A 24,149-nucleotide genomic window follows, 5' to 3' on the forward strand; every position below is an offset into this window, starting at 1 on the left:
AGATAATTTTTTTCTGAAAAAGTGGTTTAATATTTCCAAAAATTGCTGAAAAATCAAATACCACTGGATATCTCTATCAAGACAACAATTAAAAAACTTGATTGGGACATTCTCAATCCACAAGTCCCCAGTACCGCTTGGCAGAAGTCAACTCCACCCTTATATCTCCAAGGGAGGAAGTCAAAACCAATACAAAACAATCTTTTGAGAGATTGGAAATCGTTTGTTTATGCCTCACTCTACTAGCACCAACAAGATTCTGCAAAATTTACGGTAAACTAAAGTGCGAACCATGATTGGCTTCGCCAGTGCCGTAGGCAATCAAAATCTCTTTTTGATTGTAATATTGGATAAAAACTCTATTGTAAGGAGACACCGCATGAGTCGCATTATTGCGCTATTTAACCAGTCTGGCGGTGTGGGGAAAAGCACTTTAACAATGAACTTGGGGTATCATTTAGCGCAGCGTCATCCTAACCGGGTGCTGTTGATTGACATGGACCCCCAAGCCAGCTTGACCACATTTATGGGACTGGAACCAGAGAATCTCACAAAAACTGTGTACGAAGCTGCTGTAGGAGAAGAACCATTAACCATCCATCCTGAACCAATTCATGGAATGTCGTTAGTTCCGTCAAATATTAATTTAAGTGCTGCTGAACTAGAATTGGTATCTGCCCTGATGCGAGAAATGCGTCTAAAAAATGCGATCGCTCCTATACTGGACAAATATGATTTTATTTTGATAGATTGTCCTCCCAGTTTGGGTATTTTGAGTGTGATCAGCTTAGTGGCAGCAACCCACGTTTTAGTTCCTATTCAATGTCAATTCAAATCTTTTCAAGGAACGGACTTGCTATTAAATACGGTAGCGAGACTCCGCAAAGCTGCAAATCGTTCTTTGGCGATCGCTGGCTTTATACCGACAATGTATGATGCTCGCACTGCTCAGGAAAGCAGAACTTTCAAAGCCATTTCAGAACAACTGTCACCACTGGCTACAGTTTATGACCCAATTACCAAAGCCATTGCTTTTGCCGATGCTAGTGAGGCACGATTGCCTTTAGCATTATTCAATCGCAAACATCCTGCTGTTGATGTATTAGAAAAAATATCTTTAGGTTTAGAAAAATTGAAGTGAATACCAATAAAAAAGACCAACCTTATACCAGTCAATTAAAAGGCGTAGCTGCCTTACTTGGAGATAGTGTTTACCCAACTGAAGATGCTACTACCACCCCGCATACAATTTCTATTGACTCTATCAAACTGCCTAATTCTCAGCCCCGGCGCTACTTTGATGCAGAAAAGCTAGAACAACTGGTAATATCAGTTAAAGAACACGGTATTTTAGAACCTCTGTTAGTCCGTCCTTTAGAAGCAGGACAATATGAGTTAGTTGCAGGAGAGCGACGCTACCGAGCTGCTCTGCAAGTAGGACTAAAAGAAATACCTGTTGTTGTTAGAGAACTCAACGATAGAGAAGCCTTGCAGTTATCCCTTGTTGAAAACCTGATTCGAGAAGATTGAACCAATCGAAGAAACTGAAGGTATACTTCAGCTTTTAAGTTTGAGGTTAAATCAAGATACTGATAACGTGGTTTCACTTCTCTACCGAATGCAAAATGAGGCTAAAGGTAAAGTTACCCAAAACGTTTTGGGTAGTGAAGATTCCGAAGCAATAGAAGCTGTATTTGATGCCTTGGGAATGATAAGTTGGGAATCTTTTGTCAGCAGTCGTCTACCGTTACTGAAACTGCCAGAAGATGTCCTAGATGCTTTGCGGAAAGGTGAGATTGAATATACCAAAGCTACTGCGATCGCTCGTGTGAAAGATTTAGGACAACGAACTGCACTCCTGGAGGAGACGATAGCAGACAGTCTATCACTAACTCAGATCAACGAAAGAATTAAAGCAAGTCGTCAGATAAACCCAGAACCACCTTCACTCAAAAACCGTTATAAGGAAGCATCAAGTCAATTACAAAAAGCGAAGGTTTGGGAAAATCCTAAAAAGCAAAAAGCTTTGGAAAAACTGCTGGCTCAAATAGAAGCACTGTTGGTGGAGGAATAGACAAAAAAGCCAATAAAACTCTTTTACTGGCTTTCAGACCTAATTATTTGTAAAACTGGCAAAGGAATTGACTATATTTAACAATTGTGATACTTTTTGAAAAAGCATTATAAAATTTAAAGCTAAATAATATGATAACCATAAATAACTACAAAGCAGCAGATATAAAGCTTCATCTTCTTTCAACAGGAATTTCTTTTTCTGAATCTTTTATTCATCAGTTTGCCACTAATAACAATGCAATGGAAAAGAGAAGAGCCTATAATGATAGTGATGAACATAGTTTAAGTAGAAAGATTAAAATACCACAAGAAATATTTATTAGTAATGTTGTCATTGCTGTAAATTATAAACGTCATTCACCTTGGCAATTGGAATACAATAGTGGAGATTATTTTTTAAGCCATCAAGGAAAGTATATTACTTCAATTTCTTTTCCTAAAAGACCGTCTTTTTTTGATATTTCAGTTACAGAGGCTCTCACTTGCGGACAAGTTGCTAATTTATACGGTGGTTCTTCACTAGCCTTTTTTACTCCATCAACTTGCTATTATTTTAATAAGGGTAAAGAATGTCATTTTTGTTCATTAAAGCCTAATAGAGATCAAGAGTCACAATTTATTGATACTATTACACCTCAGTTAGCAGCATCAGTTTTAAAAATAGCTCTAAAAAATGATTCAGATTTGATTAACCAGATAATGTTAGTTGGAGGAAATCATCCCAATTATGATATAGGTTTTCAGAATCACCTGAAAATTGCTAGTAAATTGGATGAAGAGCAGTTCAGAATAAATAGCAGTAAAAAATTAGAAACTCATATAGCAACCATGCCTCCTAATGATTTTAATTTAATAGATGAATTAAAATCATTAAATGCAAGAATGACTTTGAACATGGAAGTTTTTGATGATGATATATTTACAAAAATTTGCCCAGGTAAAACTCAAGATTATGGTCGTCAATTATTAATAGATGCACTAAAATATGCTGTAAAAATAGTGGGAGATAAGAGAATTCATACAATCTTAATTGCCGGTCTAGAACCTGTTGAATCAACTATAAAAGGAATCAGATATTTAGCTAGTATAGGGATTACACCTATTATTAACGTTTTTCATAATGATCGAGGAAGTTATTTTGAAAATCACAGTCGTCCAAGTTATCAGGATTTATTAAAAATAGCTTTAGTTTTGCAAGAAGTTTATCAACAGTATAATTTAATTCCATATTGGAAAGGGTGTGGACGTAATGCCTTAGATTATGAAGCTCTTCAAGGCTGGTTTTCAACTTAATCTATAAAAAAATATTACTTTAATAAATTAATGGAGACACATAATGCAAATATTAGAGATTTTAAAATCGGAGTGGAAACAAATATCTAACATTCTTGATTTTTGTGGAAAAAGTCCTGATTTTTTTGCTAAACAGATACAAGAAATTATTTGCTCAAGATATTCATCAAAAGAGAGTGACCGTATCAACATCAACGTTGCTGGTTCTCCAGATATGCCAATAGTTTGTGTGTATGATAAAGAATATCTTGTAATATGTAGCAAAGATAATAATCTTGAATTTCAACCGTTTGTAGTTGAGTTACAAAATAATTTTAAGGTAGTTTTTCAAGTATCAGTTTTGGATGACTCTAAAAATTATTTTGGCAAATTTTTAACAATTCAAATGTCAAAAGATTTAGAAAAAAGACTTGTGCTTCCTTCTGTTTTATTAGTTAGCCTATTTCATCCTGAGATGTATCCAACACCTCGCTTGACATTGGGAATAGCTTATATTGCTTCTTTCTTACGTCTTCAAAATCATGCAAAAGTCAGTATAATTGATTGCCAATTTGGTTCTACAGTTGATGATGTTATTAAGTTAGTTAAAAACGATAAACCAGATATTATAGGTATATCTGTTAACTTTGGTCAATACGACTTAATGGAAGAATTATTAGATAAAGTTTATGCTATTTTTGATATAGATCAAGAGCCAGTAATTGAACTTGGAAATATTTTAGCTTCAATGTGTTTTCGAGAAATACTTGATAAATATCCCCGTGTTGTTATAGGAAAACAAGAAGGTGAAGGTGTACTAGTCCATCTTGTCAAGAATCTTAAAGATAGAAGTAAATGGCACAACATTCCTGGAATTTGTTATAAAGATTTACAAACGGGAAAAATTGTAGAAACTTGCTCAGAGTTGCTTTTATTAAATCAACTTCCAGCACCAGCACTAGATACTATAGAAGACTTATTTAATAATGATGGAGTTATGACGGCTGAGTTTAGTCGTGGTTGTCAATATAACGTTTGTAGTTTCTGTCCACGTTCTCATAAAGGTAATTTATGGCGTTCATTACCTATTGAATCTATGGTGAAACAGTGGAATTTTTTTGCTAGAGTATTTAATCAATTTCAGAAAAAACCTCACATATTTTTTGCTGATGAGGAATTTATAGGTAAAAGATCAGGATATTTCTTCTGTGGAAAGATTAAATTATTTCTTGAACTCAGTTTCAGATATGGGAATTAAAATAAGCTTTGATATAGCTTGTCGGGCTGATCAAATTTATAAAGATTCTGAAGATAAGGATTGGCATATAGAGCGAGGTTATTTATTTAAAAAACTTCTTGAGAATGGATTGTCTCGAATATTTGTTGGAGTTGAATCAGGTTCTAAAGGACAACTTTTACGATATAACAAAGGTTATTCACCAGAATATGTGATTTCAGCACTTCGTTATTTCAGTCTTTTAAATATTAAGTTACGATTTGGATTTATTCTTTTTGATCCACTAATGACATCAGAAGAATTATGTGAAAACATTGATTTTCTGGGACGAACAGATGTTGTTCTATCTGCTCAAAATTCATTAACAATTGAACAAATTTTTGATCAAGTTTATAATAGTCATGGAGACTTTATTGATTTGCCATCAAAAGGAGCAGTATTTGAGAATGTTTCTTATATGGCTTCACCGTTAGAAGTTCTAATAAAAAGTCAATATTTGTCTGCTCTTAAAAGACAAGATAAAGATTTACTTCTAGGAGAAATAGATACCAGTTTTGCTAGAGTTATTACTTCATATCGCTCAAGTGAAATTGGGATTATATGTAATGTATGTCAAAGCTGGATTAATTTTGCTTTTCCTATAGTGTATACCTTAAAAGGTATGCGTAAAGTTAGTGACGGTGAAACTAAAAAGTTGCTTTCAATTGCAATTAAGGAACATAGAAAATTAAGTTACTTTCTTATTAGAACTTTAACTCAAGTTTTTCAATTAGCAGATGAAGAAAGTTTAAATAAATGGGAATATCAACAAAAAACACCACAAGAAATTGCTGCTATCATTGAAGATGCTAGTATATTGCTCAAAGAAAACAATATAGAAAATGCTATAATATCAGTCCAAGTTGGGTATGAAAGGCTCTTAAAAAATCTAATAAAACAGATTGACTCTGAATCTTGCCTATTAGAAATATCCAAAAAACAGATTTGGGATAAGGTTTATCATAATTGGCATACTCAATCTATCTTTGAAACCAAATTGTTTAGACAAAAATAAAATTTATTATGTTTGATTTATGTGCAATTGGCGAATTAGTATGGTTAATAATTTTAGATATTGACTCTTTTCCGGTATCTGGAGAGACAACTTTAATAAATAAAGTCAAGCGACTAATTGGAAATGATGCAGCAATTGTGTCAGTTATGGCATCACGAATGAATTTAAGGACTCAACTTATATCTAATCCTATCTCTCAAAAAGATGGTCAAATATTAATAAATTTTCTTAATGAAAATGGAGTTGACTGTAGTTTTATAGATACTCAATTTCCATATACACCTACAACTTACTGTTTACGTGAGATAGAAGGTCAGCGTACCTGGCTATCAGAACTACATTCTTTTCCTACGGAAAAAATTTATAGCAACAATCTAAAATCAAATTTTTTTTATATAGATTTATATGAAGAGTTGATAGAAGATAGACTTAAGTTAATTTCTTATTTATTGCAAAACTCAAATAAAAAATTGTTCTTAAACTTAAGTTGTGGTGAACTTAATTATAAATTGTCCCAAGTAAAAAATGTTGAGAATATAAAATTTATTCAATTAGGTTTGGAATTAGATATAGAGGAAGCCTTGCATTATGCAGAAAACCTATATCAACAAACATTTATTCAAGTAATAATTATTACCTTAGCCCATCAAGGTTCGTTAGCTTTAATTAAAGGAAAAGATGTATTTATAAGTCAATGTAAAAAGCAAGTAGATCAGAAAGGATTGATAGGAGCAGGTGCAACATTTTCTGCTGCTTTTATATTTGCTATTCAACAAGGAGCCAGTTATCAAAAAGCCAATCAATTTGCAGTTGATAAAGCTACTGATTTTTGCCTATTAAAGCATAATCTACTATTAATTTAAAAATTTTTGTTGGAAAATTCTCAAATTATTACTTGGTGTAGGCTTGACATAAAGCATCAATCCATATATGATAAATGGCTGTAGAATTCTCATTCAAAAAGGATTAAGTAAAATCATGGCTAATAATGACACAGAAATTGAACTAAGATTTTCAGTAGATAATGAAACTTTTATCAAAGTAGAGCAAAAGTTAAAAGAAATTGCTTCTTTTGTAAAAGAAAATCATCAGGTTGATAAGTATTTTAATCATCCAAGCAGAGACTTTATGAATGCTAAATCTCCTTTTGAATGGTTAAGTATTAGAGAAAGAGGGGATAAATTCATTCTCAACTATAAGCATTTTTATCCTGAAGATGCAGAAATACAGACTCACTGTGATGAATTTGAAGTTCAGTTTCAAGGTTTAGAACAGCTTAATAAAATGTTTGATGCACTTGGGTTTCAAAAATTAATTACAATTGAAAAAACAAGAAGCCTGTATTCTTACAATAATGAATTTGAAATCTGTTTAGATACAATAGAGGGTTTAGGAAAATACATCGAAATAGAGGCTATCAAAGATTTTGGTAGCGTTGAAACAACTAGAGAAAACCTTTTTGCTTTTGCTGAAAGGCTAGGAATTGATACTAATCATATTAATAATACGGGCTACCCGATTCTTTTGTTACGTCAGAACAATCTAATTAAGTAAGAAATTAATCAATAGGCTCAATCCCTAACATTTGAGATTACTGGATATAATTCAGTAATCTTGAATTTTAATATTGTAAAGAACTAAACTAAAACACCTAATTTAATGAGAAAAGAATATTTTACTTTAATACCTTCATGTCATTTAATATTAATTAAAGACAACAAAATATTGCTTTTACGAAGATTTAATACAGGTTTTGGAGACGGAAATTATAGTGTCGTTGCGGGTCATTTACAAGGAAATGAAACTTTTCTTGAGTCTATTATTAGAGAAGCGTTTGAAGAAGCTCGAATTAAATTAAATATTAATGATTTAAAAGTAGCTCATGTTATGCACAGAAAAGATGTAGAAGAAGAAAGAATAGATTTTTATATTATTACTCAAAAATGGGAAGGAGAACCAATAAATGCTGAACCTGATAAATGTGATGATTTAAAATGGTTTGATATTGATTGTCTTCCAAATAATACTTTGGAATATATCAGATACGCTATTGAAAACATAAAAAAACAAATATTTTATAGTGAATACGGTTGGTAAAAAGTTGAAAAAATCTTATTCATCAAAGATTATTTTTTGTAAATTATCTATTGCCTTGTCTAAATTATCATTAATAATAATTTTATCGCATTCATTAGCAAATTGAATCTCTATTTTTGCTGTTTCAAGACGTTTCTTGATTGATTCACAAGAATCTTGTTTTCTTCTCTGAATGCGTTCCTTTAAAACTTCAAGAGATGGTGGCATAATAAATATAGATAAAGTATCTGGAAAAATTTGCTTAGTTTTTCTCATTCCTTCCATTTCGGTTATCATTACAACTTTTTTCCCTTGTTTTATTTGATTTTCGACAGTATTTCGAGGAGTCCCATAGTAATTATCTGCAAATTTTACCCATTGTAAAATTTGTTCCTTAATAATCATTTCTTTAAACTCAGACTGACTGACAAAATAATAATCTTTTCCCTCAATTTCTCCAATGCGGGGTTTGCGTGTAGTAACAGAAACAGAAAACTCTAGTTCTGGATAACGTTCCAAGAGTAAATGAACAAGAGTGGTTTTACCTGACCCACTTGTACCTGTTACTACAATTAATTGTTTTAATTTTTTCTCTAGCATTGTTTTGTTGTTTATATCTAACGACGATCAATCATAGCTTTTTCTGCTGCTCCAGTACCAATAAGAGTAATAGGAACATTTAATTCATTTTCTAGTTTTTCAATATATGCTTTAGCTTCATAACTTAATTTTTTCCATACTGATATGTTTTCATCACTTGGAAAAAGATAGTTAAGAAATTGTAAAGCGATTTGTGTAGGTCTGTTAATCAGTATCGCTCGTTTAACAAGTTCAATATCAAACTCAGCTATTCTTCTCACATTATTAGTAACTGTTGTTCTTTCTTCAACTTTTTTGCCAATTCTTCTTGAAAGTTCATCCCAAGTTATTTCATTCGGAAATATCCCTGATTTTCCTGCTACTTTAATAGGATATGTTCTAATTACTAAAATAATATCAGTCACTAATCTTGGAGAAATACCAGATTCAGCTAAAAAATTAGCTGCTGTCGTATCTCTTGAGGTTACAAAAGGATAAAATCCATGATAAAGTGATAGTCCAAAGCCTTGAGTCCCCGCAATAAGAACACTTTTTCCTTCGTCTATAGTTTGATTTGCCATTTCTGCAACATCATAAAGAGGAAAATTATTTATTACATCCTTTGCTAATTTAAAATTTTTACGCCAAATTCTATCTGATAATGCTGCTCCACATCCCTTTTTTGTTGTGCCAATATAATCACTTAAATCCTGTTCTTGAATTAAGTGTTTTTCTTCTATGATTCCTACGTTGCTATCTATATAAATACGATTTTGAACTTGAGTTAACTCAATCTCTTTGATTAAAATTTCAGGAAAAATTAAAGCACCTGCTCCTATACAAAGCTGACATTTAGGATTTACAAAAGTTGCTGGTATTTGTTGCAATTTATATGTGTGATTATCTTTAATAACTGTATTACCCGCATTAGGTGAACCAGTTCTAATTGCTAGATCAATTTCATTAGCCAAAAAAGAAATAACTTTGCCTTTAGCTTCTGAGCCAAATTGTCCTCCAACCACAACAATTAATTTTCCAGCCATAGTTAATAAAATATCGGATATGGTTTTTATTACGCTTCAAAAATCTTTTTTTACTAAATAATTACCTAGATTTTATTATTATAGCTTATGGGGTAATTTTAAGGTAGCCGCTATAAAGTAACAACTTTCATACTACTGAACTTCCCCCGGAGCAGATGTACTAAATAGACATCTAAGCATCATTTGTGACAAGTTAAGCCTGTAAGTATTATGTCATGGCTAATTTTTCAACCATCACCTTACCAATATGACAAACTCAAGCTTGAAATTACACTACAAAATTTGTGTAGCTATCAGTTGCAAGCTAACGCTTATCTGGGAGTGAGCAAATAATATCATTCCCAAAACAATATGCTACAAGCAGTCATTCCCAACTCAAACGAAACCTTCCTCCAAAACGCTGTTGTTGAAAGATACAACTTCTCCAAACTAAACAAAACACGCATCCGGTTCAAAATTCAATTAAAGAAAACAACTAAAAGCAATGCTCCGAAATGGGCAGATGTTCTTAAAACGTCTCAAAATGAACAAGAATCTGACTTAGTAAAAGTTACAACTTCAGAAGTTGGTTTAAAGGGCATCAAAGTTTTCAAAGCTTTAGATGAAGCCGCAAACAAATTAAGACAAGAAGTTGCATCAGTCCAAGAATGGATGAATTATGACAATGGTGATTGGATTTGTTCCATAGACTTAGCACCCATAGTCTGGAGTCAATTAATCGAAATTCGAGATAATATTGCCCCTACTTTACGCACCCAATTGAGAGAAGAGTATGACGAGGGTTACACAGATTACCAAGAACGAATTGATAAATTCCTCTCACTGAATGCTTGGCAGTTATCTGTAGAACAACAACAAGAAGTTAAGCAAAACTTAGTAAAAGCTTTTCCCTGTTTAGAGGAACTAGAAGACTACTTACAAGTAATAATTGGTCGTCCTGTGATTATTCCTGCTATTAGCGAGCAATTGTCAGAACAACAAGCTGAATGTTTGCAGCAAATAACTCGATTTATTGAGCAGTATGACACAAATTTAGAACAAACACTCAGAGAATCGGCGATACCTTCGGTGAGCTTCGCTAACGCAGGTGGTGAACAACTAGCAGCGCAATTACTCGAAGATTTGAGCAACTGGGAACCAGGACGCAAGCCGGTTAACTTCAAGAAAAAGATGGAACGTCATTTTAAGAAAGTGCAAATGCTTTTGGGTAACGCCAGTTTTGAAGCAGGTAGCAGTCTCGAACAAATGATGACTCATCTAGAAGACATTCTCGAAAACGCTTCTGTAGATGCCAAAAGGCTTGATTCACAGGGACGTTCTCAATTAGAGGGAAAAATGGATGAAATTTACGCCAAGCTGCTGGATGAACAACGTCATCTTCAAAGATTAGCAAGTGATGAGGGTATGGGGTTAAGCAAAGCTACAGCCATGTCTCTCAAACTTCGGTAGAAAAACCTGTCTGTATCATCTTTGAGCTTTGTGGGATCAAGAAGCTGAGATGTATCAAAATTACCACCATTGACTCTCAAATAGTTACTAAAAATATAGTCAAATATTTCTAGCTTGGTAAGGTTTACACCTTACAGGACTAACTACAAGCCTCTCTACTGAGTTTCTATCAAAGATAGAGTCCCCAACTACTTTTCTTAATATGTTCAGAGAACCGTTTAAATCTGCTGAATAAAGTTTACCCGAATTAGACCTAAATAAACCTCTATTAAGTCTTTTACCTAAATATTGCTCATGTTTTTTGATAGGTTCAAAATCTAGAAAACTACATTTTGATGTATAGCTTTCCTCTACAATTTGTACCTTGATTCCCACAAGTTTAGCTTTGTATTCTAACTGCTGTATAAATCGCGCATGAGGAATACTGGTAAAGTTTTGGTTAGTTTTACTGCCTAAGTTAATATTCTGTTTCCAATTCTCATTTTTACCTATAATCAAATGTGTGATATTTTGAATAACTAGCTGATTAATAATAAATCTACTAGCTGTGTGGAGGTAGTAATCCACTTTCTTGTTACGCTTGAGTGTTAATGCTTCTATTTTTCGAGAAGTTTTTTGATTTTTAGGTAATTGAGATTGGAGACTAGCTTTAACTTTGTTGTAGAACTGATTACAAGATTTAATTGCCTTGCCACAAACAATAAAAGGTTGAAAATCTGAACAATTACTAGTAACAGTAGCTAAGTTGTTTAGTCCTATATCAATCGCGGCGATTTTATTATTAACTTCTATCGTGGTTTCTTTTCTTTCATAAACTGCTTCAATAATGTAGACATTATTTTTAGGAATAATCCTCACTTCTTCAATTTGTGTTAGCTTAGTTTTGATACTTATGGATAATCCAGAAGGTGAGATTAAACCTTTTTTTAAGGCTTTTTTGGAAACAGCCTGATTATTAAAAGTTAAAATATTTCTCCCTTTTTCTTTATGTTTATATTTGGGTAATTTTGGTTCTCCTAAAAACTTGCCTGGATTTAACTGATATTCTTTTTTTGCCTCCTGGTAAGATTTAAAGCATTTATCAACTTGTTTGAATACTAATTGGGCAACTTTACTAGGTAAGGCTTTATAATCATCAGTATTCTTGAGTGAATGATATATTTGATTGAATGTTGGTATTGGTTGACTGCTAAAAAAGGCTTGACGACATAAATAAACAGCACAGTTAAATAGATTTTTTGAGAAAAAAGACATTTGATCAATTTCTCTAAACCTGATGTGATTATGTTTAATTATATGTCGCTCAACTAATAACATTGTGACTCCAGGCACTTAATAATACACTCTGTGTTTCTCTTTCTATTTAGTCCATAGATTCATTCCTTGAATATAACACAAATGATTATGTTTGACATATTTTTTTGATTTAAACTATATACCCATTGTGGCTTTAGAGGTTCTATCTCCTGAAGAAGCAACCATTATTCAATGGTTAACTACTGAAGTCATGGACAAACTCAACAGTCCTGTCTATTTCTGGAATTTAGGAGTATCCAGCTTAGAACAATGTCTGATTGCTGACGACGGTGGACTGGTATTCAAGTCAATTGAGACTTATAAAAAGCCTCCTCACATAGACCCTTTAATATATGTATTCGAGTACATCAACAATTTCGAGGGGAATGGGGTTTTCATTCTGGGAGATATTCATCCTTTTGTGGGTAAAAATTCCCTGCAATTGAGTTGGGAAGTTCTCACCAGAGTCAAAAACTTGTACCATCGTCTCAAACCAACTGAAAAGCGCATTGTACTTCTGGGTCAAAACATTCAACTACATGAATCTTTACTGAGGCTTATTCCCTGCTGTGAAGTTCCTTTACCCAGCATTGAACAAATTCAAGACCACTTAGAATCATATTTGCTGTATTTGCAAGAATCTGCCAGTGAGCAAGAGGTAAATTTTACAGTTTCTCTGACCACTGAAGATAAAGAAACCTTGGCAAGAGCAGCTTTAGGATTAACTTTGGAAGAAATCAGTGACTTCCTGCGGCTAACTGTGAAAGAACGCCTCACTTCTCAAGGGATTGTGATTGATGCTACAGTCATTTCCTTGGTTGTCGAATACAAAACCCGGCTATTAGCTCAAATGGGTATCGAACTGGGTAAACCCACAACAATACCTTTTGGCGGTTTGGATTTACTGCGGGATTGGCTGCAACGCCGTCGTCGGTTATTTTCCCAAGAAGCGCGTTAGCGAAGCTCGCCGAAGGCATCGCTCAATTTACCCCAACCTAAAGGAGTGCTACTAGCCGGACCACCAGGAACAGGTAAATCAATAGTAGCGAAGAATATTGCCACCATCCTCAATCTTCCATTGTTGCAACTAGACATTGCCTCAATGCTTGGTAGCCTAGTGGGAGAATCTGAAGGTAATGTCCGCCGCGCACTCAGTACAGCAGAAGCGATCGCTCCCTGTGTTCTATGGATTGATGAGGTAGAAAAGGCACTTTCCGCTAATGGCGATACTTCTGGGGTTTCACAAAGGATTCTGGGGAATATCCTCACGTTCATGTCTGAATGTACAGCAGGGGTGTTTGTGGTGGCAACCTGTAATGACCCAACAGCTTTACCAATTGAGTTCAAGCGAAAAGGACGGTTTGATGAGAATTTCTTTGTTGATCTACCCACAGAAATAGAACGTTGTCAAATTCTCAGGATTCATCTAGGACGCTACGGTATAAAAGTTCCTGAAGAGTATTTGGAAGCGATCGCTGCTAGTACCAGCAAGTTTAGTGGCGCTGAATTAGAAACTCTAGCCTCAGAAGCCGCACTACTGGCTTTTGATGAAGGAAGACCACAGCAGGTGACACTAGCTGATTTAGAAAATTGCCAGCGAAATATTACGCCTTTAGCTGTTCAAGATGCTGCTGCTGTTGAGCGGATGCAGTCGTGGTCAAAGGTGGCACGACCAGCTTCTAGTCCTGTGCAGGTTTCCAAAAGAAGTCTTCGTACCTCTAAATTCCGTACCAATTAGATTGCCTCCGGCACAGAAGTAAGCGAACTGCTTGCAGCAGGGCTTCGCTATCGCTTTCAGTAGTCAAGTAAGCCATAAATCACTAAACCGCTAAATACTAATTGGAGTTTTTAGCGGTTTACCACCATGAAATATAGTTGTAATCATCATGGAAATATATTTAGTATTCGTAGATGCTGCCCAGAATAGCAATAAGTTCTGGAGTGCTAAAGTTGAGCAAGAAAATTTAACTGTTAAATGGGGTCGAGTAGGCTACAAATCTCAACAGAAAGTCCACTCATTTGGTAATTTTCAACAAGCAGTTTCTAAATTTCACAATCTCGTTGCTGAAAAGAAAATGAAAGGCTACCGAGAAAGCCAACCTCAAATTGATCATACTTCTGATACTTCGGAAATCAAAAGAGCTATTCAATTACTAGAGATATTACGTCCTTATGTAGCTGAAAGACAATTTGCAAATAGCAATTATTTAGAGACATTAAACCAATATCTCAAAATTGTCCCTACACCTTTGGGCATGAAAATAATCCCCTCCTTAATATACCGTCATGTAGGAGACGTAGACCACCAACTATCACTACTAAAATCTTTATTGGCAACTGAATCTGTTCAAGGTGGAAATACAGCAGAATCTGGTAATAACAGGAAAGTTGTCAGCTTAAAAACAATTAGTAAGAACTTTTGGAGGCATATTTAATACTGTTCAACATTCAAATTCTCAAGTTTTTCAACCCGTTAATGTAATTTTTTCAACCATAAATGTTCACAAATTATTTATAAATGATATGGCTTACTAATGAATGTAAGCTATATTTTTTCTCTGATATCATTTTACTTTAAAGATGCACATATAGCATTTCCTAGTCTAATGAAGTACAAAATTATCTGCGTTTATCTGCGTGCATCTGCGTTTAATTATTACTGCCCATACCTCACCTGAATGCGAATAGCCATAACATATTTAAATCTTAACTTTGCGCTATGCGCCCATTACCAAAACTATTTTTTGGCAATGGTATATGTTTACAATCAACTCAACAATAGAATCAGAATTAAAAGCCACACCCCAACAAAGATGGGAAAACAATAAACAGGCAATTATTACCCTACAAACACTCAACACCACTCCCACCCAAGAACAACTACAAACATTAGCAAAATTTAACGGATGGGGTTGTTTACCTGAAATATTTAGTTTAAATCCACAAAACAGATGGGTTGCTAAAGCACAAAAAGAATTGCTAACTTTACTGAATCAAAATGAATTTAATAACGCTGCCAGTAGCATATTAAATGCCCATTATACAGAACCTAAAATTATCCGTAGTATTTGGGAAATGCTATCGCGCATAGGATTTACCGGAGGCAGAATCTTAGAACCAGCTTGCGGTACTGGTTTATTCTTTGGATTAATGCCAGAAGATATACGCTGCAACTCAAAACTATTTGGAATTGAATTAGATAAAACACCCGCTACGATAGCCAAACATTTATATCCCGAAGCTCAAATCTATAATCAGGGATTTGAAAAAGTCAGCTTCCCCGAAGGATATTTTGATTTGGTATGTGGGAATTTTCCCTTTGGTGACTATGGAGTAAATGACTCAAAATATAACTTTCTGGGAGTCAGCATCCATAACTATTTTCTAGCCAAATCTGCCGACTTAGTGAGAGAAGAAGGATTAATTGCAGTCATTACTTCTACTTACACTTTAGATGCTCCCAGTTCTCAAAAGTTCCGAGCTTGGTTAGGACAAAAACTAGAACTGGTAACAGCCGTAAGACTTCCTAGTGGAGTATTTAACACCATTGCTAGAACTCAAGTTAGCCCCATTCTACTAATCTTTCAAAAAGTCAAAAATCCTCGTCATTCCAACACATCAAAATGGATAAATACTCAAGAAGTGCAAATTGTTCCTCAAGATTGGGGTAATGAAGGTGATAAAACTAAAGCTCATCTCAACGAATATTTCTTGAGTGAATTTCAAGGCAGAAGTTTTGATAAATATTATCAAAACCAACTGCAAAAAATCTCCCCAATACACACATTTACAACAGAGAATATATCCTCATGTACATCACTTATTAGGTACACCAAGCATTAATAAACTGTACGGTGAAGGTTTTGCTCTATTAGATGACGGCAGAGATTTATCTGAATCCCTGTGCAAAATACCTCTAAATGTTAACTACTCTCCTAGAAAGGAAACTGAAGAGCTTCTGTTAGTTCCCCCTGAACTGCAACATATTAAAGAAATGGCTTTTTGTATTCATGAAAACCAAATTTATCAAAGAGCGAAAAGCCATTTAGTTTTAGTAGAAACAGTAGAGAGAAATCGAATTGAGGATTTTTGGCAGCTCCGTAGTTGTTTAATAAAAGTCATCAATGCCCAACAAACAGTAAATGATGAGGAATTAACACAACTCCAACAAGAACTCAAAAACAGCTACAACTCATTCATTCGTAAATGGGGCAGAATCAATAGCAAGTACAACCTAATACACCTGGGTAAGGACCCCAACTATTATTTAGTCAGAACTCTAGAAAAGAGCAATTACAAATTAGCTGATATTTTCTCTAAACGAGTCTGTCGTTCATATTCTGCTCCCACAAAAGTTAATTCAGCCCAAGATGCTTTAACACATTCGCTGAATATCAAAGGTTGCCTAGATTTAGATTATATCTCAGAAATTAGCCACCTGACTCCAGAGGAAATTATTCAAGAACTCGATGCTGATAATCTCATCTTTTATAATCCAATTAACCAGAAATGGGAACTTGCTGCTCAATATCTATCTGGTAACGTCTACAGAAAACTGCAAGAAGCGATTGCTGCTAATTTAGCAAAAAACATAGAAGCACTCAAAGCAGTTCAACCGTTACCAATGCTGCCAGATGCTACAGAAGATATCAAACTTGCTTGTCTAGAAACATCAAATATTGATTGGAATTCTCTCACAGATTCCCAAAAAGATAAAATCTTGAACAAGAAAATTCACATAATGTTGGGTACAAACTGGATTAAACCAGAAATTTACCAGCAGTTTGCGAAAGAGATATTGAAAATTAAAGTAACGATATCTCATATTACTTCATCTAGCACATCTTTTTGGACAATAGGAGGGAATTCTGACGACCTTACAGAATACGGCACAAGTTATATAGATAGTGCCAAACTTTTGGAAAAGGGATTAAATCGTCAAGACCCCAGAATCATTATTTACGAAAGCAAGGATACCATTAATACTTTAGCATCTAATGAAGCAACAGAAGAAGCTAGAGCTAAATTAGAAGTCATCAAATTTGCTTTTAGAAATTGGATTTGGGAGAATCAACAAAGATGTGTGGAACTGTATACATATTACAACACACAAATTAATGTTTTCTCTGCCCGAAAATATAATGGTAATTACCTCCAGCTTCCGGGTAGTAATCCTGATGTGCAATTAAACTATTGGCAGTTAGATGGTGTTTCTAGAATTCTCGAAGAAAATGCCACTTTTCTAGCCCATGATGTAGGACTTGGTAAAACATATACCATGATTGCATCTATCATGGAATGTCGGCGGTTAGGATTAGCTAACAAGCCAATGTTAGTTGTGTTGAATGGCACTGAAAAACAAATTGAAGAGAGTTTTAGATATCTCTATCCAATGGCAAACTTATTAGTTCCTGAAAAGCTAGATGCCGAAGGGAGAAAAATATTCACTGCTGCCATTCAAACAGGGGATTTTGATTGCACTATCATTACTCATTCTCAATTCTTTAGTTTAGCATTATCGGAGGATTATCAATTAGCGTTCCACAATCAAGAAAAAGAAATTCTCCAAGCTTTCTTGAAAAACGAGTCAAATGACAGAATCACCACTAAACAATTGAAAAAGGCGTTAAAAAGCCTAGAAAGTAAAATCAACAAGGTAACAGCATCAACAAGAAAAGACAATCACATTGATTTTGATAATTTGACAGATATGTTGGTGATAGATGAGGTTCATGAATTTAAGAATCTCTCGATTATTACCAAGATGTATAACATCAGAGGTATTCCCAAAAGTTGGAGTCAACGTGCTAGTGATACCTACATGAAGATTCTGCATATTCTGGGAGATATGCTCACAGAAACTTGTTCCCAATTCACAGGAAAAGTAATTGGTGCAACGGGTACAATTCTGTCCAATACTATGGCAGAATTATTTAATTGGATGCGGATGTTTCAACTTCCCAAATTACGAGAATTGGGAATAGAAACTTTCGATGAATGGGCTAGTCAATTTGCAGAACCTACTTCTTCGGCTGAAGTTACCGCTAGTGGTAAATATAAAGTAGTAACTCGGTTTAAGAGTTTCTGCAATATCCAAGCTCTCCGAGGGCTAATGGATCAGTTTGTTAACCTCCGCACAAATAATAACATTGGTGATGTTTTAAAACGTCCACAACCTAAGTTTATTGATGTTGTTGTAGAACCATCTTCAGCACAGTTACAATTTCTTAGGGAAGCTCTCAAAAGGTCTGAGAAAATTTACACTCGGCAAGTTGCACCCAGCATTGATAATATGCTGAAGGTAACAACGGATCTCACAAAAGCTGCTTTAACTATGCGCTTATTGGGAGAAACTAAAGAAGCAGATATCAGTAAGTTGCATGAGTGTGTTTGGAATAGTTGGCAAATTTGGAAGTTGACAAATACTGTCAAGGGAACTCAATTAATATTCTGTGATGCAAGTATTCCTAAACCAGATAAATACAGCACCTATTTGTATTTGAAAATGCTGTTTATAGCATTAGGAATTCCAGAATCACAAATTGCGTTTGTCCATGATTTTAATAAATCTAAACGGACTAAACTGTTTGAGTTAATTGATTCTGGTCAGGTGCGTATTTTACTGGGAAGCACGAAGAAATTAGGTACTGGTTGCAATGTCCACCGTCGCGGATTATGGGCTATACACCACCTAGATGCTCCTTGGCGACCATCTGACTTAACTCAACGTGAGGGGAGAGGTATCAGGCAGGGAAATGGTGAATTTATGGGTTTTACCCTACCTTTTGTGTGGATATTTAGGTATATTACTGAACGTCTAGATGCTCTCAGGTGGCAAACTTTGCAATGGAAGCAGGAAATGACGGCTAAATTCCTCAATGGTGAGGATTTGGATAATGTTGAAGATTGTGATCAGGGGATTTATTCCTATGCTCAAATTAAGTCAATGGCTACAGGAAATTCTCTGTTAATTGAGGAGTCTAATTTGCGTAGTGAGTTGAATTCTCTACTCATTCAACAAAGGAGTCATCAAAGACAACAATAGTTTTAATTTCTGACAAAAAAAGCAGACTTCATCTAGAAATCTGCTTTTATATTCTCAATATGGCTATGTGCCGTTAATAAGGAAAGAAAACATTCCAATTATCCCGAAGAAAACGAAAAACTACAGGAACTAATTCTTCAATTATCCAACACAACCAAGGTTTATTTTTCAAAACCCTAACGTGTTCTCCCAACAATTTAGCAGCGACTTTCCACAAAATTTCTGCAATGCTATCGAAATTCGCAATTCTAACTGCTTTTTTTAATTCCTCTCGTGACTGGTTATTCCTCTTTATCTCGTCAAAAATATCATCAAATTCACTACTCATGCTTCTTTACTTCCCCTCACTCAATAGATTAAAAAAATAACAGATGTTTATAATTGATATTTTACAGAATTAGATACCAATTATAAACCCGAAGAAAAGAAACCGACTAAAACCTCATCTCTGTTAAATCAAATAACTTCCTATTTCGATTTGGATCTACTACAATTAGATTAGAAAACTCCCTCGCTTTGGCAAAAGGTAATTTATCTAATTGATCATCATTCATAAAGTTGTTGAACTTCGCTATGGCCTCCTTACCCATCTTGTTGACAATTACAACCATAAGTTGATTCAGACTAAAACGAAGATTGCTAGAAATTGGGATCACTTGGTAGTTTTGATAAATCCGTTTAAACACTCCTTGAAATTGTGGATATTTAGCTTGTAATTGGTTCAAGGTAGAACTATCCATAAATCCTTGAAAAACTACACTATAGGTATCCCAAGAAAAACGAGTATCATCAATCTTGAAATTCCCATCATTATATGTGCGAGAAACCAATCCGTTGCTATAGGGAAGCAGGAAAGTTTCCTGATAATAAGCAGCCTTTTTATCGAGGATTTCACGGGTTGTTTTAGAAGGCGCAAACATACCCCATTTATCCATTTTAGCTAGTATCCAAGGAGGATTTACCAATGTATCAGCTTTGGTTAACACAAACGTGATTTTAGACATCAATTGAGCTTGTTTTTCAGCAGAGAAAGATGATAATATCTTCTGCAATGCAGTGACATCAAAAGTTACTGAGCGATTATCGCAGTGTAAACACCAAAGCACAACATCAGCCTCTAAAAGCTTCTGTTTGTAATCCTCTATATATCGCGCATCAGCAGATACAGATTCACCAATCCCTGGCAAATCATAGAACCACATTTCACCCCCTTTATTACCTTTGACAACGACTTTTTCAACAGCCATTGTGCAAGGTTTAACAGCATCGGTTTTCAAATCTGTACCAAAAAGAGCGTTAATTAAAGAACTCTTTCCTACGCCAGTTTGTCCGATTACTGCGACGATAAAGGGAGCATTTGCAGCCTTCATAAAGCCTTGAATCGCCTCTTGTTTGAGCCTTTCAATTTGCTCTTGAGACAACGCTTGGTTGAACATAGCTTTCTCCTATTTATTTTATTTTCAAGGTTCAGGTGAAACAAACTTTTTTTGTTTGTTGTTACTATCCTATGGCTATTTTTTTGTATCGGCTATAGATTTTTATAGAGAAAAATAGTAATTTGGATATTATTTTAATTCTTATAAAATAAAGTAACCAGTAAATCTGTACCGATGACTTATATCCTTTATATTATAGGCGTAATTGTGTCAATCGAATTTTATAGATTTCTATATAAATTACAAAATATGTTTGAATAATATACAGCAGATTTCAACTAAATGAGGTACAGGTTATTCTCAGGGGGAATGGGATTCGCTTTTATCTGTGTACCTCATAAACCTGAAAAACGCTGTAGTATTTGCCAATCTCCCTGGATGAAAACATGGATTAGTATTAGCAATGGTTTTTTTGTCTTAAAACCCTAAAGCAAATAATCTGGATTTTAAATTGTAAAAAAATATTAATTTTCTCTGGACGTTCAAACATATTAGTGGTTATACTCTAATTTTAGAGCTAAAAGGTGTATAAAACCATGAATTACTCTTATGAAAGATGGGAAAAAGATTTTTTAAATGAAATGGCTATTAAGAAGTTCAGCTTTAGTGGAAATCATTATATAGCATTCATTGAAAGATTATTATTAGAAAATGAGGGATTAAGCAACGCTGAGATTTTAAATAAGGAAAAATATCAGTTTCTTCCTAGAAATATGATCGCTGATTCTTGGTGTAAAAAAATATATCCTAAATTAAAACAATATAAATTTGATTATCGGGATGATAATGAAAATCCTGATGGAAAATATGAAAAGAATTATGCAGATGTAAGAGCATGGTTAATATCTCAATTTTTCTCTGACTTTGTAAAAACTATTCCACCTCAATCATCTATTGAAATTTGGCAACAATTATGGGATAAAGCAGAAGATAATTCTCAACAACAACTGCAAATTTTCAAATATTAATCAAAATCAATAGTCAAGGTTGAATTTATTTATGAGGTGATTTAATGAGTTGGCAAGAATTATGGACAAAAGCAGAAGAAAATAATATCATCATTCCTGCTCAAAAAAATGACACGACAATTCAGTTAGATGATTTAGGTGTTGGTGTCGCTGGAGTATGGGAAATAAACAAAAATAATTATCCATCTTTTCCAATTGGCAGTAAAATTAAATATCAGTTTAATTTGAATGGTTGCCAATATCTAATTGTAATAGAAAAATTCGCATCAGGAGAATTTTACTGTCTTGCACCTTCTCAGTTTAGTCCCAGTTTTCCGGTGTATGATAATTGGGTAATTTTACCGCATAATAGTGTTTTTACGGTTCAACCACCAACAGGTATGGAGGAAATTATTGCTGTTTTTAGTAATGATAAACCAGAAATTAGTTGGCTACCTAAATCTACAGATAATCCTTTAGAGTTAAAGGAGGAGCATTTAGCTGATATTTTAAGTTATGTGAATGATAATAATTATTCTATAGTGCGGAGCAAGTATTTGATTACTGGTTAAATTCGATATAGATTTTAAATACAATGTACAAGGAGTTAAAAATATGAGTTTTCTTAATGAAGAAAGAGATTATAATACTCTTACACAAAGGGTCAATGAACTATATCAACAAGGTAAATATGATGAAGCTATTGAACTAAGTAAACAAGCTATAAACTTAGGAAGGAAAATATGGGGTAATCTTCATCCTGATATAGCTTGTAACTTAAGCAACTTGGCGTACTTTCATTACTCTCTGGGAAAATATAGAGAAGCAGAAACTTTATACCAAGAGGCTTTGATAATTTCTCAGCGTCTATTTATAAACGATCATTTTTATATAGCCACTACGTTAGATAATTTAGCTACAGTATATCTTGCTCAAGGTAAGTATCAAGAAGCTGAATCTTTTTTTCACAAAGCTTTAGCTATTAGACAACGCTTGTATCTACAAGATCATTCTGATATTGCTACTAGTTTAAATAACTTGGCTGTATTATATAGAAGTTTGGCAAGATATAAAGAAGCTGAATCTTTTTTTCACAAAGCTTTGGGTATGCTAAAACGCCTGTTTCCACAGGATCATCCTAATGTAGCGGGTATATTAAATAATTTGGCTTTTTTTTATTATAAGCAAGGAAGATATAGCCAAGCTGAACCCCTTTATCAAGAGGCTTTAGCAATGAAGCAACGTCTATTTTCTACAAATCATCCAGATTTAGCTATTACGTTAAATAATTTGGGTTTAGTGTATGTTCATCAAGGTAAATATGCTCAGGCTGAACATATTTTTAAAGATGTTTTAAACATATGTAAGCAAAATTTTAAAAATGAGTATCTTATAGTAAGAGTATTAGTTAATCTTAGTAACATTTACTTTAAAATAAATAACCATAATGCAGCTGAACCATTTCTTCAAGAAGCTTTTACAATAACCGAAAACTTTACAGAACATCATCCTGATGTAGCTCTGGTTTTAAATCAATTAGCTTATTTGTATAATTTGCAAGGAAAGTATATAAAATCTGAAACTTTATATAAAAAATGCTTGCGTATATATGAAAATCTATTTCCTTTAGAACATCCTGATATAGCTCAAATTCTAAATAACTTAGCCTGTTTGTATGATATTCAAAAAAATTATTCAGAAGCTGAAGTCTTAAACCAAAAAGCCTTGATGATGTATCAACGTTTATTTCCGCAAGGTCATCCCAAAATACTTGATAGTTTAATTAACTTAGCTTATATTTATATAAATACTTATCGTAATCCATTAGCTTTACATTTTTTTCAAGAAGCTACAAAAGTAGAACATCGCTTAATGAGTCAAGAATTTGTAGGTAGTTCAGAAAATGACAGAATGCATTTTCTTGAAAGAATAAGAAATACTCAATATGACTTACTTTCCCTTGTCTATCAATACTATTATCCCCTAGAAGCATCAGCAGAAAAATCAAATGCTATTCATATAGCTTTAGATGTTGTATTCAAACGAAAAGCCTTGAGTAATGTTGCTAGTGCTGCTATTAGTGCCGCAATTTATAGTAACCGTTATCCTGAAAATATCCAAAATTCTTTTCAACAATGGCGTTCTTTATGGCAACAAATTGTTAATTTACAATCTTCTCTATATTTACCTGAAAATTTACCACGTTTAGAAGCTAATAAAAACCTCCTCAATGACTTACATCAACAAGTTGAAAAATTAGAAAAAGATATTACCAGAGAAGTACCAGAAATTCGCCTAGAAAATCAATTAGTTGACCGTGAAACTATAGCTTCAGAATTACCTAATAATAGCACTTTAATTGAATTTGTTTATTTTCCTGTTTATGATTTTGTGAATAGGGAATTGAAAAACCCGCGTTATGTTGCCTTTATTTTACCTGCTAAACAACCTAATCAAGTACAAATGTTTGATTTAGGGGAAGCAGATAAAATTGATGAATTGATTAGCAAAGTGCGTGAGGGTGTTACAAAATTAAAGCTAGAAGATATGCCTATAAGTGTGGGTAATTTTAATCCACAAGTTACAACACCAGAAAATCCACAGCGAGAATTAAGTTTAGAAAATCTCTTAATAGAATT

At 33.9% G+C, this 24,149-nt stretch carries 19 protein-coding genes and 2 pseudogenes; 16 read left to right on the plus strand and 5 right to left on the minus strand.

Annotated elements, in window-relative coordinates; genetic code table 11:
* The first annotated feature begins 379 nt into the window (after nucleotides 1–379).
* From FJR38_RS25985 to FJR38_RS26020, 8 genes and pseudogenes are all read left to right on the plus strand, one after another.
* Nucleotides 380–1,141: a ParA family protein gene (locus FJR38_RS25985; protein WP_168540372.1), complete on the plus strand. Its 762-nt coding sequence runs from the start codon at nucleotides 380–382 to the stop codon at nucleotides 1,139–1,141.
* Nucleotides 1,138–2,074 (plus strand): annotated as a pseudogene (locus FJR38_RS25990) (ParB/RepB/Spo0J family partition protein). Before FJR38_RS25985 ends, FJR38_RS25990 begins: the two are co-directional and overlap by 4 nt.
* A 131-nt stretch (nucleotides 2,075–2,205) precedes the next feature.
* On the plus strand, nucleotides 2,206–3,369 hold the full coding sequence (locus tag FJR38_RS25995; RefSeq protein WP_168540374.1) for a radical SAM protein: 1,164 nt from the start codon (nucleotides 2,206–2,208) through the stop codon (nucleotides 3,367–3,369).
* 43 nt (nucleotides 3,370–3,412) lie between these two features.
* Nucleotides 3,413–4,606 (plus strand): radical SAM protein, encoded by a 1,194-nt coding sequence (locus FJR38_RS26000; protein WP_168540376.1) that lies wholly within the window; start codon nucleotides 3,413–3,415, stop codon nucleotides 4,604–4,606.
* Entirely contained in the window at nucleotides 4,596–5,639 is a 1,044-nt protein-coding gene (locus FJR38_RS26005; protein WP_217360064.1) for a hypothetical protein, read from the plus strand. The genes FJR38_RS26000 and FJR38_RS26005 overlap by 11 nt, the downstream gene beginning before the upstream one ends.
* 8 nt (nucleotides 5,640–5,647) lie before the next feature.
* The gene (locus FJR38_RS26010; protein WP_168540379.1) at nucleotides 5,648–6,502 is read left to right on the plus strand and encodes a carbohydrate kinase family protein; all 855 of its coding nucleotides are present in this window, start codon (nucleotides 5,648–5,650) and stop codon (nucleotides 6,500–6,502) included.
* A gap of 115 nt (nucleotides 6,503–6,617) precedes the next feature.
* Nucleotides 6,618–7,193, plus strand: a complete 576-nt coding sequence (gene cyaB / locus FJR38_RS26015; RefSeq protein WP_168540380.1) for a class IV adenylate cyclase — start codon at nucleotides 6,618–6,620, stop codon at nucleotides 7,191–7,193.
* Between the two features lie 105 nt (nucleotides 7,194–7,298).
* Complete coding sequence (locus tag FJR38_RS26020; RefSeq protein ID WP_168540381.1) at nucleotides 7,299–7,736, plus strand: NUDIX domain-containing protein; 438 nt, start codon at nucleotides 7,299–7,301, stop codon at nucleotides 7,734–7,736.
* A gap of 15 nt (nucleotides 7,737–7,751) precedes the next feature.
* On the opposite strand, the gene gmk is transcribed toward FJR38_RS26020, so the two are convergent.
* Entirely contained in the window at nucleotides 7,752–8,315 is a 564-nt protein-coding gene (gmk, locus tag FJR38_RS26025) for a guanylate kinase (protein WP_168540383.1), read from the minus strand.
* A 17-nt stretch (nucleotides 8,316–8,332) separates the two neighbouring features.
* Nucleotides 8,333–9,337, minus strand: coding sequence for an adenylosuccinate synthetase (locus tag FJR38_RS26030; RefSeq protein WP_168540385.1), 1,005 nt, complete (start codon nucleotides 9,335–9,337; stop codon nucleotides 8,333–8,335).
* A gap of 351 nt (nucleotides 9,338–9,688) precedes the next feature.
* Between FJR38_RS26030 and FJR38_RS26035 the strand changes: the two genes are divergently transcribed.
* On the plus strand, nucleotides 9,689–10,786 hold the full coding sequence (locus FJR38_RS26035; RefSeq protein WP_168540387.1) for a hypothetical protein: 1,098 nt from the start codon (nucleotides 9,689–9,691) through the stop codon (nucleotides 10,784–10,786).
* A 99-nt stretch (nucleotides 10,787–10,885) separates the two neighbouring features.
* Here the strand turns inward: FJR38_RS26035 and FJR38_RS26040 are convergent, their stop codons facing one another.
* A complete protein-coding gene (locus FJR38_RS26040) occupies nucleotides 10,886–12,103 on the minus strand; it encodes an RNA-guided endonuclease TnpB family protein (RefSeq protein WP_168540409.1) in 1,218 nt (405 codons plus the stop codon).
* A 91-nt stretch (nucleotides 12,104–12,194) separates the two neighbouring features.
* Between FJR38_RS26040 and FJR38_RS26045 the strand changes: the two are divergent.
* From FJR38_RS26045 to FJR38_RS26055, 4 genes and pseudogenes are all read left to right on the plus strand, one after another.
* Nucleotides 12,195–13,820: pseudogene (locus FJR38_RS26045) on the plus strand (AAA family ATPase).
* Nucleotides 13,821–13,968: 148 nt separating this feature from the next.
* A complete protein-coding gene (locus FJR38_RS26050) occupies nucleotides 13,969–14,517 on the plus strand; it encodes a WGR domain-containing protein (protein WP_168540389.1) in 549 nt (182 codons plus the stop codon).
* Between the two features lie 322 nt (nucleotides 14,518–14,839).
* A complete protein-coding gene (locus tag FJR38_RS28870) occupies nucleotides 14,840–15,925 on the plus strand; it encodes an N-6 DNA methylase (protein ID WP_254449578.1) in 1,086 nt (361 codons plus the stop codon).
* On the plus strand, nucleotides 15,819–19,127 hold the full coding sequence (locus FJR38_RS26055; RefSeq protein ID WP_254449579.1) for a DEAD/DEAH box helicase family protein: 3,309 nt from the start codon (nucleotides 15,819–15,821) through the stop codon (nucleotides 19,125–19,127). The genes FJR38_RS28870 and FJR38_RS26055 overlap by 107 nt, the downstream gene beginning before the upstream one ends.
* A gap of 73 nt (nucleotides 19,128–19,200) precedes the next feature.
* Here FJR38_RS26055 and FJR38_RS26060 read toward each other — a convergent pair whose 3' ends face one another.
* Together FJR38_RS26060 and FJR38_RS26065 are read right to left on the minus strand one after the other, a co-directional pair.
* Nucleotides 19,201–19,455, minus strand: a complete 255-nt coding sequence (locus FJR38_RS26060; protein WP_168540391.1) for a hypothetical protein — start codon at nucleotides 19,453–19,455, stop codon at nucleotides 19,201–19,203.
* A 106-nt stretch (nucleotides 19,456–19,561) separates the two neighbouring features.
* A complete protein-coding gene (locus FJR38_RS26065) occupies nucleotides 19,562–20,563 on the minus strand; it encodes a GTPase family protein (protein WP_168540393.1) in 1,002 nt (333 codons plus the stop codon).
* Nucleotides 20,564–21,099: 536 nt separating this feature from the next.
* Here FJR38_RS26065 and FJR38_RS26070 point away from each other — a divergent pair.
* The 3 genes from FJR38_RS26070 to FJR38_RS26080 all read left to right on the plus strand — a co-directional run.
* Nucleotides 21,100–21,531 carry a hypothetical protein gene (locus tag FJR38_RS26070; protein WP_168540395.1) on the plus strand — a complete coding sequence of 144 codons (432 nt, stop codon included), beginning with the start codon at nucleotides 21,100–21,102 and terminating at the stop codon, nucleotides 21,529–21,531.
* Between the two features lie 44 nt (nucleotides 21,532–21,575).
* A complete protein-coding gene (locus tag FJR38_RS26075) occupies nucleotides 21,576–22,082 on the plus strand; it encodes a DUF4384 domain-containing protein (RefSeq protein ID WP_168540397.1) in 507 nt (168 codons plus the stop codon).
* 43 nt (nucleotides 22,083–22,125) lie between these two features.
* Nucleotides 22,126–24,149 (plus strand): tetratricopeptide repeat protein (locus tag FJR38_RS26080; RefSeq protein ID WP_168540399.1); only part of this gene is annotated, 2,024 nt, incomplete at its 3' end.

The organism is Anabaena sp. UHCC 0253, assembly GCF_009712085.1.
GTDB lineage: Bacteria > Cyanobacteriota > Cyanobacteriia > Cyanobacteriales > Nostocaceae > Dolichospermum.